Consider the following 15,604-nt stretch of genomic DNA (forward strand, 5'->3'; position numbering starts at 1 on the left):
ACCCTGTCCGAATGGGGCATGATCATTCTGGCCTGCATCCTGGCCGGTCTGACCCTGTGGCGGATGCGCAGGCAGGGTCTGGTCTAGTCGGACGGCCCTGGACGAAAAGGAAACGGCCCGGGCATCGTGAAGATGTCCGGGCCGTTTTGGTTTGTCACAAGCAATTCGCCTGCCGAGCTCCTTGCCTGGCCGTTTCCCGGCCCACGAGCCGGACGTGAACGCGGGAAAGAATCCGGAAAGGAAATAATCAGGCCGCCTGGTCCTCCTCCAGGGCCATCTCCAGACGTCTTCGGGCGGCCATGTCCAGATAGGCTTGCCGGATGGCGGCCAGACGCCGGGCCGTCCCCTCCCTTTGGGCCGGGGAAATGAACGACAGCAGCCTTCTCTCCACCTTGCGGGGGTTCTCCTCGGACTTGATGGCCAGCAGTCCCTCGACGATGACGGCCATGACCAGAAGCTGATCCCTGGTCCGGTTCTCGATGACCTCTGCCGCGGGGATGAACACCAGTTGCTGAAGCAGGATGCCGTAGAGGGTCGAGGCCAGGGCCAGGGGAATGGCCGCCAGCATGCTCTTTTCGTCCCCGATTCCGGCCAGCATACCGATGAGCCCGGCCACGCTCCCAGCCACGCCGAAGGACGGGGCCACCCGGCCCATCTGTCTGAAGACCCTGGCCACGGCCGATCGCCTGGCCTGGAAAAACCGAGACTCGTTGCCCAAAATGTTCTCGATCTCCTTTTCCCCATAACCGTCGGCCAAGAGGCCCAGACCGCTCCGGAGATAGGACTCCGTCATCCGGTCCTCTTCCCGGCTCAGTTCGGCGATTCCCGAAAACCGGGACTTCAGGGACAGATCCAGGAGCGAGCAGATGACGTCGCCAACGTCTTCGCTTGGCCGCGTATAGGCGTTTTTGGCCACCCCCAAGGCCTGCCTGAGTCTGGACATGGGAAAACTGAGCACTGCGGCCAAGGCCGTGCCTCCGACAACCAAGGCCAGGGCCCCGATATTGACCAAGGCCATGTTCTGGTCCCACCAGAACAGGCCCAAGGCCAGGCAGGTGGTCAACAAAAGGGCTCCCCAGAGATTCTGATGGCTCATGGCTGAACTCCAGCGGTTTCCGGTCCACGGACCAGGGTGACATCGACCCGCCGATTTCTGGCCGTCGAGAGTTTGGAGGACCCCGGCACCAGGGGGCTTTCCCCTCCCCGGCCGGACACCGTCACCCGGGAAGGGTCGAGGCCGCAGGAGTCCACCAGAAACCGGGCTGCCGCCCCTGCCCGGCCAAGGGACAGGTCCCACTCGTCGGCCGCGGAGCCTTCGCCAAAGGCATGACCGACAACTTCCACGGCCCAAGGCACAGTCCGCAGGGATCGGGACAAACCCCTGAGAGCCTCAAGACTCCGCTCGTCAAGGGCATCCGACCCCTCGATGAAATGAACACTGGCAACCACGGACCTGGAGGCCTCGATCTGCCAGAATCCGGCCACGGCCACATCTGCCCCGGCCCCCAGACCCGGCGAGGCCATCATCCTGGGCGACGGCAGTCTCTCGTGGTCGATCGGCAAGGTCTCGGCCACAGGACCGAGTTTCCGTTCGCGATCGACCTCTTTCTCTATGGCGCTGGTGGCAAAGAGCACGGCGAAAAAAATGAACATGGTCATCATTAAGTCGGACCAGGCGATATTCCATCCCTCGCCCTCGGCTTCCCGCCCTCCTCCGGCCAAGGCCAGGACTCCGGTCCCCGACTCCTGTTCCAAATCCTCCTTCCAGTCTGTCATGACAATGCTCTCCTCTGAAGGTGATCGTTCCCCGAAAATTCTTTGCAACGGTCATGCCGCGCCAGCATTGAGCATCCCGACTTGGCCTGTTGCCAGGTTCGGAGGATACCGATAGCATCACCGCTGAAATGACCGCCGCCACTTCATCCTGTCTCCAGTGCGGAACCTGCTGCCGTCGGGGCGGCCCGGCCCTGCACGCCGCCGACCTCGGTCTGGTCCAAGACGGTTCCATCCTCTTGGAGGCCCTGGTCTGCTTCCGGCCCGGCGAGCGGGTCTTGGACAACGTCCAGGGAGGTCTGAAGCACCTCGACCGCGATCTGCTGAAAATCCGAGGGCTCTCCGAACCCGGACCCTGCCTCCACTTCGACCAGATTTCGTCCTCGTGTACGATCTATGGGCACAGACCCCTGGAATGCCGAATTCTGGAATGCTGGAACACCGAACCCATGCTCGAAGTCTACGAACAAGACCGTCTGAGCCGTACCGACATCTTGACCGCTGGAAGCGCCCTTGCCGAAATGGCCATCTGGCACGAGCGGGAATTTTCATGGGCCCTCATCGACAGGCTGATGACCGAAAACAATTTTCTGGAAATCATCGACCTAGCCCGGCGGGAATGGGCCTTTCGCCGGACCCTGACCGACCGGCTGGGCATCCGGGACATCAATCTCTGGCATTGTTTCGGACGGCCCCTGCATCTCGCCCTCATGCCCGTGGACGCCCGATTCCGCGCCCAATCCTTCCAAGGCCATTTTTCCTGACCAAAGGCCCTTTTTCCCGAACGTCAGAATCTTGACTACCGGTGGCCAGGCCTTACATTGTCCGTGGTCCGCGCTTCGCTTTTTTCACGCGACCGGATATTCCACCCCAAGGAGTTTCGTTGATCATGAGCGTCGAGTACAAGAACTACTATCAGCTTCTGGGGGTCGACAAAAACGCCTCCCAGGAAGAGATCGCCAAGGCCTACAAGAAGCTGGCCCGTAAGTATCATCCGGACCTCAACCCCGGCGATCCCCAGGCCGAGGCCAAGTTCAAGGACATCAACGAGGCCAACGAGGTTTTGAAGGATCCGGAAAAACGCAAACTCTACGATTCCTTCGGCCCGAACTGGAAGGATGGCCAGAATTTCCAGCCTCCTCCGGGCTTCGAGAATGTTCGCTTCAACTTCCAAGGCGGCGGGGGTCAGGGCTTCGGAGCCAGCGGGTTCAGCGACTTCTTCGATCTTTTGTTCGGCGGCCAGGAAGGAGGCTTTTCCAAAGGCCGGCCAAGGGGGGGCGGTTTCGAGGGCGGCCCTTTTGGCGGAGGCTCCATGCGCTTCAAGGGACAGGATGCCGAACTTCGGCTGGACCTCCCCCTTGAAGAGGCCTACCGGGGCGGAAAGAAGACCATTTCGTTTCAAGAGCAGGTTCCCGGACCCGGCGGCATGCCTCAGATGCACACCAGGACCCTGGAGGTCAACGTCCCGGCCGGGGTCAAGGACGGTGCCAGGATCCGGCTGACCGGCCAGGGCAACCCCGGCCAGGGAGGGGGGCCGTCTGGAGACCTCTATCTCAAAGTCCACCTGATTCCCCACCCCCTTTTCAAGGTCGAAGGCAAAAACATCGTTTCCGATCTGCCACTGGCCCCGTGGGAAGCCGTTCTCGGGGCCACGGTCAGGGTTTCAACCCTGGACGGGGAAGTGGACATGGCCATTCCGCCCGGCGTCGGCAGCGGGCAGAAATTGAGGCTCCGGGGCCGAGGCCTCGGAAGTGCCTCCCGCAAGGGCGACCACCTAGTCCGGATGATGATCAAATCCCCGAGCGGCATTGGTCCCGAGGAAGAAAAATTGTGGCGGGAACTTGCTGAACGCTCAAGCTTCAACCCCCGGGCCTAGGAGAAGAACATGGACATCAGAACACTCGAACATGACGGAACCATGGTCAGATCCGACCTGATCGTCTGGACCCAGTTTCTGGAAATGACCGGCATCGAAGCTGACCGTCTCCGAGAATTCATGGATCTGGGCTGGATTGAGGCCCAGCGCACGGCCCAAAACGAAATATTCTTATTCGCCCGTGACGTCCGCCGCATCCGCAAGGCCCAGCGCCTGTGCTGCGACTTCGAACTGACCACCGTAGGCGTGACCATCATCATCGACCTCCTGGACCGCATCGAAAGTCTGGAGCAGGAGGTCCGACAGCTTCGCCGCCTCCTCGACTGAACGGAAGCGGCTCCATTTTCAAAGGAGAAACATAATGGACCTGAACAAGTTCACCCAAAAATCCCAGGAGGCCATCTCCGAGGCTCAGAATCTGGCCATCGGCCACGGCCATCAGCAGATTGATGTTGAACACCTGGCCCTGGCCCTGGTCGGCCAAAAAGACGGTCTCGTGTCGAATCTGCTGGAAAAACTAGGTGTCTCGACCCAGGCCTACACCCAAGCCGTGGAGAGCCAACTCGGCCGCATTCCCAAGGTCAGCGGTCCCGGCGGACAGCCAGGTTCCCTCTATGCCACCCAGCGTCTGAACGCCGTTCTGGTCAAGGCCCTGGAGCTGGCCAGAAAGATGCAGGACGAATACGTCAGCGTCGAGCACCTCTTCCTGACCCTGCTCGAAGAGCCGGCCTCCACCGGCCTGGGCAAGGTCAACCAGCAGTTCCGCCTCGAACGCGACACCGCCCTCCAGGCCCTGACCTCCATCCGGGGCAACCAGCGGGTGACTTCGGACAACCCCGAGGGCACCTATGACGCCTTGAAGAAATACGGTCGCGATCTCGTGGACGAGGCCCGGCGGGGAAAACTCGATCCGGTCATCGGACGCGATTCCGAGATCAGACGCTGCATCCGCATCCTGTCCCGACGGACCAAGAATAACCCCGTGCTCATCGGCGAGGCCGGCGTGGGCAAGACGGCCATTGTCGAGGGCCTGGCCCAGCGCATCCTGAAGCAGGACGTGCCCGAAGGGCTGAAGGACAAGACCGTCTACGCCCTGGACATGGGCTCCCTCATCGCCGGGGCCAAGTACCGGGGCGAGTTCGAGGAGAGGCTCAAGGCCGTCCTCAAGGAGGTCCAGGGATCCGACGGCCGCATCGTCCTCTTCATCGACGAGATCCACACCATTGTCGGGGCGGGCAAGGCCGAAGGGGCCATGGATGCCGGAAACCTCCTGAAACCCATGCTGGCCCGGGGCGAACTCCACTGCATCGGGGCCACGACCATCGACGAGTACCGCAAATACATTGAAAAGGACCCGGCCCTGGAGCGACGCTTCCAGCCGGTCCTGGTCGAGGAGCCCGGGGTGGAGGACTGCATCTCCATCCTTCGGGGCCTGCGCGAGCGATTCGAGGTCCACCACGGCGTGCGCATCAGCGACAGCGCCCTGGTCACCGCCGCTACCCTGTCCAACCGCTACATCACCGACCGCCAGCTTCCGGACAAGGCCATCGACTTGATCGACGAGGCCGCGGCCATGATCAGGACCGAGATCGACTCCCTGCCCTCGGAATTGGACGAGATCAATCGCAAGGTCATGCAGCTGGAGATCGAGCGCGAGGCCCTGAAGCGGGAAAAGGACGCCGCCTCCCGGGAACGTCTTGAGAATCTGGAAAAAGAGCTGGCCGACCTCAAGGAGCGCCAGTCCGGGTTCATGGCCCAATGGGAAAAGGAAAAAAATTCCATCAACGGCCTTCGGAGCCTGAAAGAGGAAATCGAGCAGGTCCGTCTGGCCATCGAGGAGGCCGAGCGCCAGTACGACCTGAACCGGGTGGCCGAGCTCCGCTTCGGCCGCCTGGCCGACCTGGAACGCCGCCTGGCCCAGACCGAGGACGGCGAAGCCGAGACCGGCCGCCTGCTCCGGGAAGAAGTCGGACCCGACGACGTGGCCGAGATCATCTCCAAGTGGACCCACATCCCCGTGTCCCGCCTAGTGGAAGGGGAGCGCGAAAAGCTCCTCCGCCTGGCCGACCAGCTCCACGAGCGGGTCATCGGCCAGGACCGGGCCGTGGAGGCCGTGGCCGACGCCGTGCTCCGGGCCAGGGCCGGACTGAAGAACCCCAACCGGCCCATCGGTTCCTTCATCTTTCTCGGCCCCACCGGCGTCGGCAAAACCGAGCTCTGCAAGACCCTGGCCCGGTCCCTGTTCGACTCCGAGGACAACATGGTCCGACTCGACATGAGCGAATACATGGAAAAGCACACCGTGGCCCGACTCATTGGGGCCCCTCCGGGCTACATTGGCTACGACGAGGGCGGCCAGCTGACCGAGGCCGTCCGCCGCAAGCCGTATTCCGTGGTCCTTTTCGACGAAATCGAAAAGGCCCATCCGGACGTCTTCAACGTCCTCCTCCAGATCCTGGACGACGGCCGACTGACCGACAGCCACGGCCGGACAGTGGATTTCAAGAACACCATCATCATCATGACCTCCAATCTCGGCTCCCAGTTCCTGCTGGAGGGCATCACCGCCGAGGGTGAGCTCCTTCCCGGAGTCCAGGACCAGGTCATGAACACCCTGCGGGGCCATTTCCGGCCCGAGTTCCTGAACCGGGTCGACGAGATCGTCCTGTTCACGCCACTTTTAATCGAGGAGATCAAGAAAATCATCGACCTCCTCCTGGCCGATCTGAGAACGAGGCTGGAAGATCGCAAGATCGGGCTTGTCCTGACCGACGAGGCCCGGGAGTTCGTCGCCCGGGAGGCCTACGACCCGGTCTACGGGGCCAGGCCCCTCTTGCGCTATCTCCAGGCCCACATCGAGACTCCCCTGGCCAAGGCCATCATTGCCGGCCGGATTACCGAGGGGCGCGAGGTCGTCGTTGGCGTCGGCCCGGACGGGCTGACCATCGGCCTCTGATCCTGGCCCTCGACAACGCCGGGCACCTGCACTAGGTTTCATGCCAAGGGCCCCGAACCGATGGTGGTTCCGGGGCCCTTTCTCCATCTCGAACCCCGGAGGAAAGGCGATGAAAGTCATCAAGGTCGGCGGCGGCTGTCTCCACGGCAACACGGTCGTTGCCGGCATTCTCGACCTCATGGCCGTGCACGGCCCGGGCAACGTCTTTGTCGTTTCCGCCCTGAACGGCGTGACCGATCTGCTTCTCAAGGCCCAGAGCCGAGCCCTGGCCGACGAGGACACCATCGCCGCGACCATGGCCGAACTCCGGGCCAGACATATGGACACCGCTGCCGCCCTCATGCCCTCATCGGCCCTGGCCGATTTCGAGGCGCCACTCGAGGCCCTGTGCCGGAAACTCGAACGCCTGTTCTTCGGCCTGAGCTTCACCCGGGAGGCCACCCCCCGCCTGCGCGATGCCATCGCCGTCTTTGGCGAACGATTGTCCGCCCTGCTCCTAGCCCATATTCTCATGGCCCGGGGCCTGCGGGCCGCCTGCCACTTCCCCGAAGACATCGGCATGGTCACCGACGGCCGGTTCGGCGACGCCACGGCCGACATCCCGGCCACGAAAGAACATTTTCACACCCGCCTCGCTTCCCTGATCAAACCTGACACGGTGACCTTTGTCCCCGGATTCTACGGCCTGGGCCCCGACGGCGAGGTGACCACCTTTGGCCGGGGCGGAAGCGATTATTCGGCCGCCGTGGTCGCCGTAGCCCTGGGGGCCGAAATCCTGGAAATCTGGAAGGAGACGGCCGGGTTCATGAGCGCCGACCCCCGCCTCATCCCCGAGGCCCGCCTCATCCCGGCCCTGTCCTTTGACGAGGCCGCCGAGCTGGCCTATTTCGGGGCCAAAATCCTCCATCCGCGGACCGTGGAGCCCTTGCGGGCCACGGCCATAACTATCGCCGTCAAGAACACCCTGAACCCCACCGGCCAGGGCTCAGTCATCACCAGCCAGAACGTCCAGTCCGCCTCATGCGTCAAGAGCGTGGCCCACAACGCCAACATCGGGGTCCTCAAGGTCCAGGCCTCGGGCGTCGGTGCCCGACCGGGCATCCTCGGCAACGTGGCCGGGCTTCTGGGCGGCCGTGGCATCAACATCCGCTCGGTTGTCACCTCCCAGACCTGCATCTCGCTTTTGCTGGACCAGGGAGACCTGGAACCGGCCCATGACCTCCTGGCGGAAATGCGGCCCGGCCTGTGCACCCGTCTTGAGGCTATCCGGGACCTAGCCATGGTCGCCCTGGTCGGCCACGGCATGAGCGAGAGGATCGGCGTCGCCGCCCGATGCTTCACGGCCGTGGCCGAGGCCGGAATCAACATCGAAATGGTCGCCTTTGGCCCATCCCCGGCCGCCCTGTATTTTCTTGTTCGCTCCGTCGACCTTGCCCCGGCCCTCAGGGCCGTCCATGCCACCTTCTTCGAGGGTTCGGGCTGCCCGTCCTGAGCCAAACCGTCTGGACAAGAGGGCCTGTTTGAGCCAAGTTCGAACCGATCATGGATGCCAAACCCCCAGCCCCGACCATCACCCGTCGACTGGCCTTCACCCAGGCTCGCAACGCCTTGGTCTTTGGCGTGATTTTCAGCCTAGCCATGAGCGGCTTCCAGCTTCGGGGGCTGATCGACAGCCTGTCCGTCGATGCCGCCCGCAATGTCGGCCTGCTCCTGGAAGCCGTCGTCCCGGCCGCCTCCCTGGCTGTGTATGAAATCAACCAGAAGCAGGTCGAGCGCTCCGTCGAGGGTCTGCGCAACTATCCCTTTGTCCGACTGGTCGAGATCGTCGATGATTTCGGGACCGTCTTGGTCGAGTGGCAGCGACCGCCACGGGGGGACATCCCCCCCTGGATCCTCGATCTGCTCCATCCCTCTCCGGATCAGTTCAGCGAACGGCTGAACGTCATGGGCCAGGACGTGGGTTCTCTCCGAATCGTCCAGGACAAAGAGGCCATCGCCGCCCATGCTCTTCGCGAGACAGCGGGGTTTCTGGTCCGCAATATTGCGGCCTTTGTCATCCTGGCCCTCCTCGTCTCCATCGCCTTTCACCTGACCCTGACCAGGCCGATCCTCAAGATCGCCCGCCGGATGGCCGACCTGGACCTCGACAACCCCACTCCCCGGGAGCTGCCTCTGCCCCGAGGCCACGGACACAACGAACTGGGCGCCCTCGTCCGGACGGCAAACAGCCTGATCAGAAGAATCCGCTCTTCCATGGAGCGCCAGCGGGACGTCGAGGCCGCACTCCGCCAGAGCGAGTTCAAGTATCGGAAGATCTTTGAGGAATTCCAGGACATCTATTTCCAGGCCGATACCAAGGGAACCATCCAGCTCATCAGTCCGGCCCTGGAGCGGATGACCGGCCATCGTTCCGATGATCTGGTCGGCCGGAATCTGCGGGACCTAATGGCCAGACCCGAGGACTTCTCCCGCCTGGCCGAAACATTAGCCCAGAAGGGACGGGCCAGTGACCTGGAGTCGTCTCTGGAAACCGCCGATGGCTCCCTCCTCCCCGTGGCCGTCAGCGCCCACATTGTCAGGTTCGACGCTGAGGCCGAGGGAATCGTGTCCGGAATCATCCGCAACATCACTGAACAAAAGCAGTCCGAAGAGGACCGCAGGAGATTGGAGGCCCAACTTCGCCAGGCCCAGCGCCTGGAGGTCGTTGGGACCCTTGCCGGAGGCATGGCCCACGACTTCAACAATCTTCTCCAAGGCATCTCGGTCAATCTCGAACTCGTCCTGGGCCGGGCCGACCTAGAGCCCAGGGATCGGGCCAGCCTGCACGAGGCCCTGCGCATCATCGGCCGGGCCACGGACCTCATCGCCCGCCTCATGACCTTCAGCCGCAAGTCCGAGCCCAGATTTGCCCCGGTCCGCCTGTCCGCCGTGATCCGGGACGCCGTTTCCATCCTGACCCGGACCATGCCTAAGAACATTGATCTGAAGGTGGATCTCGACCGCGATGCGGGCTCGGTCTTGGCCGACCCCGGCCAGGTGGATCAGATCGTCCTCAATCTGGCCAACAACGCTCGGGACGCCATAGGCGACCAGGCCGGGACCGTGGCCGTGTCCTGCACCCGGACCGAAATCGGCCCGGAAAATGAATCGGACCATCCCGGTATCCCTCCGGGCAGCTACGCCGTCCTGACCGTCACCGACAACGGGTCCGGCATCCCTCCGGAAATCCAGGACAAGATCTTCGACCCCTTCTTCACCACAAAAGGTGTGGGCAAGGGCACTGGTCTTGGCCTGGCCATGACCTACGGCATCGTCCAGGCCCACTCCGGCCACATCCAATGCCAAAGTGCCCCGGGACAGGGCACAGCCTTCAGGCTTTTCTTCCCGGTCGTGCCCGGGGACTACGCCGTGCCCAGGGCCACTCCGTCCATGTTCGCCTCCAAGCTCAAGTCGGCCGAAGCCAGGGCCAAGGCCACGATCCTCATGGTCGACGACGAAGACATGATCCGTGAAACGACCAGGGAGGCCCTTGAAGACGCCGAGCACGAGGTTCTCGCCGCCGCCAGCGGCGAAGAGGCTCTGAAAATCTTCCAGGACCGGGGACGGGACATCGATCTCGTGGTCATGGACCTGGGTATGCCGGGCATGGGCGGCGAAACCTGCCTAAGGGAAATTCTTGCTTTGAACTCCGCGGCCAGAATCGTGGTCGCCAGCGCCTATGCCGACCACCCCATCGCCCGGGATCCCGAGGCCTTTGGAGCCACCGCGTTTTTGCCTAAGCCCTACCGCCTCGACACCCTGTTTCATATCGTTCGGAACGTTCTTGCCGAACGCTAAGGCCTCAGGGCAAGAGGCCTCCGGCGGGCTCTTGCCTGTCCGCCGAGCCTGGGCTAAGGGATCCTCTTTCTATCAATCACACAAACGGAGGAGATCATGCCACGTTTTGCCCTGTTCTTGTTCCTGCCGGCTCTCATGTTCGTCGCCGGATCGTCCCTAGCCGCGGACAAGGAAATCAAAGTCGGCTTCGTCTACGTTTCCCCCGTCGGAGACGAGGGATATACCTATGCCCACGATCAAGGCCGCAGGGCCCTCGAGAATATGCCCGGCGTGACCACGTCCTTTGTCGAATCCGTCCCCGAAGGCGCCGATTCCGAACGTGTCATTCAAAACATGGCCCGCAAAGGCTTCGACCTGATCTTCACCACCAGCTACGGGTATATGGACCCGACCATCAAGGTCGCCTCCAAGTTCCCCAAGACGGTCTTCATGCACTGTTCGGGTTTCAAGCGGGCCGACAACGTGGGCACCTATTTCGGCCGCATGTACCAGGCCCGCTACCTGAGCGGAATGGTGGCCGGGACCATGACCAAGTCTAAGATCCTCGGCTACGCCGCCGCCTATCCCATCCCCGAGGTCATCAGGGGCATCAACGCCTTCGCCCTTGGGGCCCAGGCCGTGAATCCCGAGGTCGAGGTCCGGGTGGTCTGGACCAAGACCTGGTACGACCCGACCACCGAAAAGGAGGCCGCCAAGAGCCTGCTGGACGTCGGGGCCGACGTCATCGCCATGCATCAGGACTCCCCCGGCCCCCAGGAAGCGGCCCAGGAACGCGGCCTCTACTCCATCGGCTACAACTCGGACATGAGCAAGATGGCCCCCAAGGCCCACATGACCGCCCCGATATGGAACTGGGGTCCCTTCTATCAGGAAATCGCCCGCCAGGTGCAGGCCGGGACGTGGAAATCCGCAGACCATTGGCCCGGGCTGGAAAGCGGCATCGTCGATCTGTCTCCCTTTGGACCTATGGTGCCGCAGGAGGTCCAGGACCGTGTCATGGCCGCCAAAAAGGACATCATCGAAGGAAAACTGGTGGTCTTTGACGGTCCGGTCAAGGACCAGGCGGGTGAAGTCCGCATCCCGGCCGATCGGGCCGCCACCGACGAGGAACTCCTGTCCATGACCTGGTTCATCGAGGGAGTCGTCGGGACCCCCAAATAGGCCCCTCACGGCACGGCACCACGTTCGCCAGCAGCCCATGACCACCTTTCGAGTTAAAAGGAGACAGGCCCCCCTGACCTGGGGGGCCTGTCTCGTCCTTGTCGGGGGTGTGGTCCTGGCCCTGGGGGCTTCCGGAGCTCTCCTGGCCCTTCAGGGCAAGTCTCCGGCCCAGGGGCTGGTTCTCCTCCTCACCGGGGCCTTTGGGTCGGTCTGGGCCCTTGAGGACTGCGTGATCAAGGCCATTCCCATCTTTCTCTGTTCCCTAGGGGTGGCCGTCACCTTCCGTCTCCAGATCTGGAACATCGGCGCCGAGGGCCAGTTCGCCCTGGGAGCCGTCGGGGCCACCTGGGCCGCTCTGACCTTTCCGGACCTGCATCCGGCTCTTCTCCTGCCCATCATGTTCTCCGCCGCAGCCCTGGCCGGAGGGTTCTGGGGCTTCGTTCCCGGCGTGCTCCGCGCCGGGCTCGGGGTCAACGAAATCATCGTCACCCTTATGTTCAACTATCTCGGAATCCTCCTCATGGAGGCCCTGGTGTACGGGCCCTGGAAGGACCCGGCTAGCTTCGGCATGCCCATGACCCCACTTTTTTCAAACGGCGCCACCGTGTCGGCCATCTCCGAAGGGACCGCCATCCATTGGGGGGTGGTGGTCTGCCTGATCGTGGGAGCCGCGCTTTCGATCGTCTTCCGTTTCACCCGCCTGGGCTTCGTCCTCCAGGCCTGCGGCGAGAATGTAAAGGCCGCCCGCTACGCAAGGTTTCCGTACCGCAGGCTCATCGTTCTGGTCATGGCCGTGGGCGGCGTCCTGGCCGGATGGGCCGGTCTCATGGAGGCCTCGGCCACCGTGGGGCGCCTCCAACCGAGCATCATGGCCGGCTACGGCTATACAGCAATCATCGTCGCCTGGCTGGCCCGCCTGAGTCCGTTCCGCATCGCCCTGGCATCCTTTCTCCTGGCCGGGCTGCGGGTCGGAGTCGAGAATCTTCAGCTCGAACTTCAAGTCCCGGCGGCCTTCGGCGGCATCGTCGAGGGAATGATCCTCATCTTCGTCCTTGCCGCCGGGTTTTTCAGCACCTATTCCCTCTCACTGATCAGACGGCCATGAACATCGACATCGTCATCCCGCTTCTGGCGGCCACAGTCCAGTCGGGAACCCCCATCCTCTACGCCACCCTAGGCGAAATCCTGACCGAACGCTCCGGCACCCTTAACCTCGGCGTGGAAGGCATGATGATCGTCGGGGCCCTGGGCGCCTTTCTGACAGCAATGTTCACAGGCAGCCCGACCCTGGCCGTGCTGGTTGGAGGTCTATCGGCCTCTCTTCTGGGGAGCCTTCATGGCCTGGTCTGTTTCCACTTTATGGGCAACCAAGTCGTCTCGGGACTGGCCCTGACCATCCTGGGTACCGGTCTGGCCAACTACCTGGGCACGCCCTTCGTCGGCCGGAGCGCTCCGGGCTTCGATCCCCTTCGCGTCCCGATCCTGGAAAACATCCCCATTCTCGGGCCCATCCTCTTCCGTCAGGACATTCTGGTCTACGCCAGTCTGCTGACGGCTATTGGGGTCTGGTTCCTCCTGACCAAGACCCGCTGGGGGCTTCATATCAGGGCCGTGGGCGAACACCCCGAGGCCGCCAGGACCACCGGACTGAATGTACCCCTGCTGCGCTGGTCGGCACTTGTCTTAGGCACATTTCTGGCCGGGGTCGGAGGGGCCTACCTCTCCTTGGCCTACACCCACCTCTGGACCAACAACCTGACTGCGGGCCGGGGGTGGATCGCTGTGGCCCTGGTCATCTTCGCCTTCTGGCGGCCCGGCAGGGCTGTGTTCGGGGCCTATCTCTTCGGCGGAGTCATGGCCTGGCAGTTCAGGCTTCAGGCCACCGGGACGACCTTGCCCTCGTCCCTGCTCATGATGCTCCCCTATGCCTTGACCGTCATCGCCCTGGTCATGGCCTCCCGTGGCCGGGGTGTCAGAGAGGCTCCGGCCGCCCTGGGCGTGAACGTCGAACCCGCCGACTGAACCGAAATCGGAGTCAGGACATGAAGGATCGCTACACCAAGACCTTTCCCATCTCCTGGGAACAACTGCATCGTGACGCCAAGGCCCTGGCCTGGAAGCTGGTCGATCTTCAAAAATGGGCCGGCCTGGTGGCCGTCACCCGGGGAGGCATGGTCCCGGCGGCGGTCATTGCCAGGGAGCTGGACATCCATCACGTGGAGACCGTATGCGTCTCCAGCTACGACTGGCAGGATCAGGCCTCCTGCAAGGTCATCAAGCGGCCCTGTTCGGCCGTGGGGCCGGACTGGCTGGTCGTGGACGATCTCGTGGACACCGGCCGCACGGCCCGAGTCATCCGGGACATGCTGCCCGATGCCCATTTCGCCGCTCTATACGCCAAACCTGCCGGCCGCAGCCTGGTGGATACCTACATCACCGAGGTCAGCCAGGACACGTGGATTCTCTTTCCCTGGGACTCGGAATCCAGATTCGTGGAGCCAATAGCCGGCCTCAAGGCCAAGAATCCCTGATGTCGGGCGCCGCACATCGGTTTGATCTCTCCAGATGGTCGGTGGATGTCCTGGAGGTGCGGTCCGGAGGCCGAGACTGGGCCATGGAACGTGTGGCCGACATGGAAACCCTCTGGGAATCCATGAGCGGCATCGGAGACGACGAGGAAGAGGATATCCCCTATTGGGCGGAGATCTGGCCAGCGTCGATCATGCTTGGAGACTGGCTGGCGTCCCGGGCCGAACTTCTTCGTGGCCGGGCCTGCCTGGACATCGGCTGCGGCCTGGGCCTGACCGCCTGCATCGCCTCTTCCCTGGGCGCCCGGGTCACGGCCATGGACCGGGCCCACAGCCCTCTGGCCCTGGCAGGACGGAGCGCCCGGCGCAACGGGATCCCTCCCTTCTCCACAGTTCGCTGCGATTGGAGGCGCCCCCCCTTTCGGGCCCGATCCTTTTCATTTGCCTGGGGGGCCGATGTCCTCTACGAAAAGGCTTTTTTCGAGCCCCTGGAGCGCCTGCTCCGAACGGTCCTGGCCCCCGGTGGCCTCGCCTGGTTCGGAGAGCCCGTCCGCACCGTTTCCCGGCCCTTCAGGGGCTGGTTTCAGGAACGGGGGTGGTCCGTGAAACACCTGGACCTTCGAACCGTTTCCTTTTCCAACCTGACCATGCGCGTCAATTTCTGGGAGCTGGCCCGCAACGATCAACATAAGGAGTGAGACATGGGTGAAACCATTCGCTTCGGCATCTCCCTGGATTCGGAGATGCTGGAAAAATTCGACGCCCTCATCGAGGAGCGCTGCTATCAGACCAGGTCCGAGGCCATCCGGGACCTAATCCGTAACACCATGGTCCAGAAGGAGTGGGAAGATCTGAACAAGGAGATGGTCGGGGTTTTGTCCTTGGTCTACAACCACCACAAGAGCGATCTGGCCCAGACCCTGACCGAAATCCAGCACGATTCCTTGGACGTCATCGTCACCTCCCTGCACATCCATCTCGACCATCACAACTGCCTGGAAGTCCTTATCCTCAAGGGCACGGGAGAAAGGATCAAATCGACTTCGCAACGGCTCATTTCGACCAAGGGGGTCAAGCACGGCCAACTCTCACTGTCCACCACGGGAGAGGACCTGCTCTGATGGAGGATATCCAAAGCGGACCGTCCTCCATCCCCAGGCCCATCGACCGGGTGGGCATCGCCGGTTTGAAACGCCCCATAGTGGTCCGCGACCAGGCCCGGGGTTGGCAACACACCGTGGCCGACATCACCATGAGCGTGGACCTGCCTGCCCGTTTCAAGGGCACCCACATGAGCCGCTTCATTGAGGCATTGGAGGCCTGGGGCGACCGGGTCGACTACCACGGCTTCAGACACCTTCTGGAAGACCTGTCCCAGCGCCTCGACGCGTCGCGCTCCCACCTGGCCTTTTCCTTTCCCTACTTCATGGCCCTGGCGGCCCCGGTCAGCGGCAGTCGCTCCCTTATGGACTG

The 15,604-nt window shown here is 63.0% G+C and carries 16 protein-coding genes; 14 read left to right on the top strand and 2 right to left on the bottom strand.

All coding sequences use genetic code 11. The features are described from left to right. The coding region (locus EOM25_08085; protein ID NCC25145.1) for an IPTL-CTERM sorting domain-containing protein at nt 1-87 on the top strand (87 nt) is incomplete at its 5' end. Nucleotides 88-247: 160 nt separating this feature from the next. Here the strand turns inward: EOM25_08085 and EOM25_08090 are convergent. Together EOM25_08090 and EOM25_08095 are read right to left on the bottom strand one after the other, a co-directional pair. After that, complete coding sequence (locus EOM25_08090; protein NCC25146.1) at nt 248-1,096, bottom strand: flagellar motor protein MotA; 849 nt, start codon at nt 1,094-1,096, stop codon at nt 248-250. Next, nucleotides 1,093-1,776, bottom strand: coding sequence for a hypothetical protein (locus tag EOM25_08095; protein ID NCC25147.1), 684 nt, complete (start codon nt 1,774-1,776; stop codon nt 1,093-1,095). Before EOM25_08095 ends, EOM25_08090 begins: the two co-directional genes overlap by 4 nt. 128 nt (nt 1,777-1,904) lie before the next feature. On the opposite strand from EOM25_08095, the gene EOM25_08100 reads away from it, so the two are divergent. The 13 genes from EOM25_08100 to EOM25_08160 form a co-directional block, all read left to right on the top strand. After that, nucleotides 1,905-2,537 carry a YkgJ family cysteine cluster protein gene (locus EOM25_08100; GenBank protein ID NCC25148.1) on the top strand — a complete coding sequence of 211 codons (633 nt, stop codon included), beginning with the start codon at nt 1,905-1,907 and terminating at the stop codon, nt 2,535-2,537. Between the two features lie 125 nt (nt 2,538-2,662). Then, the gene (locus EOM25_08105; protein ID NCC25149.1) at nt 2,663-3,649 is read left to right on the top strand and encodes a J domain-containing protein; all 987 of its coding nucleotides are present in this window, start codon (nt 2,663-2,665) and stop codon (nt 3,647-3,649) included. A 42-nt stretch (nt 3,650-3,691) separates the two neighbouring features. Beyond that, nucleotides 3,692-3,976, top strand: a complete 285-nt coding sequence (locus tag EOM25_08110; protein NCC25150.1) for a MerR family transcriptional regulator — start codon at nt 3,692-3,694, stop codon at nt 3,974-3,976. Nucleotides 3,977-4,010: 34 nt separating this feature from the next. Continuing rightward, nucleotides 4,011-6,605, top strand: a complete 2,595-nt coding sequence (clpB, locus tag EOM25_08115; protein NCC25151.1) for an ATP-dependent chaperone ClpB — start codon at nt 4,011-4,013, stop codon at nt 6,603-6,605. A gap of 109 nt (nt 6,606-6,714) precedes the next feature. Further along, a complete protein-coding gene (locus EOM25_08120) occupies nt 6,715-8,097 on the top strand; it encodes an aspartate kinase (protein NCC25152.1) in 1,383 nt (460 codons plus the stop codon). A gap of 50 nt (nt 8,098-8,147) precedes the next feature. Next, complete coding sequence (locus tag EOM25_08125) at nt 8,148-10,442, top strand: PAS domain S-box protein (GenBank protein ID NCC25153.1); 2,295 nt, start codon at nt 8,148-8,150, stop codon at nt 10,440-10,442. 96 nt (nt 10,443-10,538) lie between these two features. Next, on the top strand, nt 10,539-11,603 hold the full coding sequence (locus tag EOM25_08130; GenBank protein ID NCC25154.1) for a BMP family ABC transporter substrate-binding protein: 1,065 nt from the start codon (nt 10,539-10,541) through the stop codon (nt 11,601-11,603). Nucleotides 11,604-11,640: 37 nt separating this feature from the next. Next, nucleotides 11,641-12,708, top strand: a complete 1,068-nt coding sequence (locus EOM25_08135) for an ABC transporter permease (protein ID NCC25155.1) — start codon at nt 11,641-11,643, stop codon at nt 12,706-12,708. Next, on the top strand, nt 12,705-13,625 hold the full coding sequence (locus tag EOM25_08140) for an ABC transporter permease (protein ID NCC25156.1): 921 nt from the start codon (nt 12,705-12,707) through the stop codon (nt 13,623-13,625). Before EOM25_08135 ends, EOM25_08140 begins: the two co-directional genes overlap by 4 nt. 20 nt (nt 13,626-13,645) lie before the next feature. After that, on the top strand, nt 13,646-14,134 hold the full coding sequence (locus tag EOM25_08145) for a xanthine phosphoribosyltransferase (protein ID NCC25157.1): 489 nt from the start codon (nt 13,646-13,648) through the stop codon (nt 14,132-14,134). Further along, the gene (locus EOM25_08150; GenBank protein ID NCC25158.1) at nt 14,134-14,829 is read left to right on the top strand and encodes a class I SAM-dependent methyltransferase; all 696 of its coding nucleotides are present in this window, start codon (nt 14,134-14,136) and stop codon (nt 14,827-14,829) included. The genes EOM25_08145 and EOM25_08150 overlap by 1 nt, the downstream gene beginning before the upstream one ends. Before the next feature lie 3 nt (nt 14,830-14,832). Next, a complete protein-coding gene (gene nikR / locus EOM25_08155) occupies nt 14,833-15,252 on the top strand; it encodes a nickel-responsive transcriptional regulator NikR (GenBank protein NCC25159.1) in 420 nt (139 codons plus the stop codon). Further along, nucleotides 15,252-15,604 (top strand): GTP cyclohydrolase I FolE2 (locus tag EOM25_08160; GenBank protein ID NCC25160.1); only part of this gene is annotated, 353 nt, incomplete at its 3' end. The genes nikR and EOM25_08160, both read left to right, overlap by 1 nt.

It is taken from the genome of Deltaproteobacteria bacterium (assembly GCA_009929795.1).
Lineage (GTDB): Bacteria > Desulfobacterota > Desulfovibrionia > Desulfovibrionales > Desulfomicrobiaceae > RZZR01.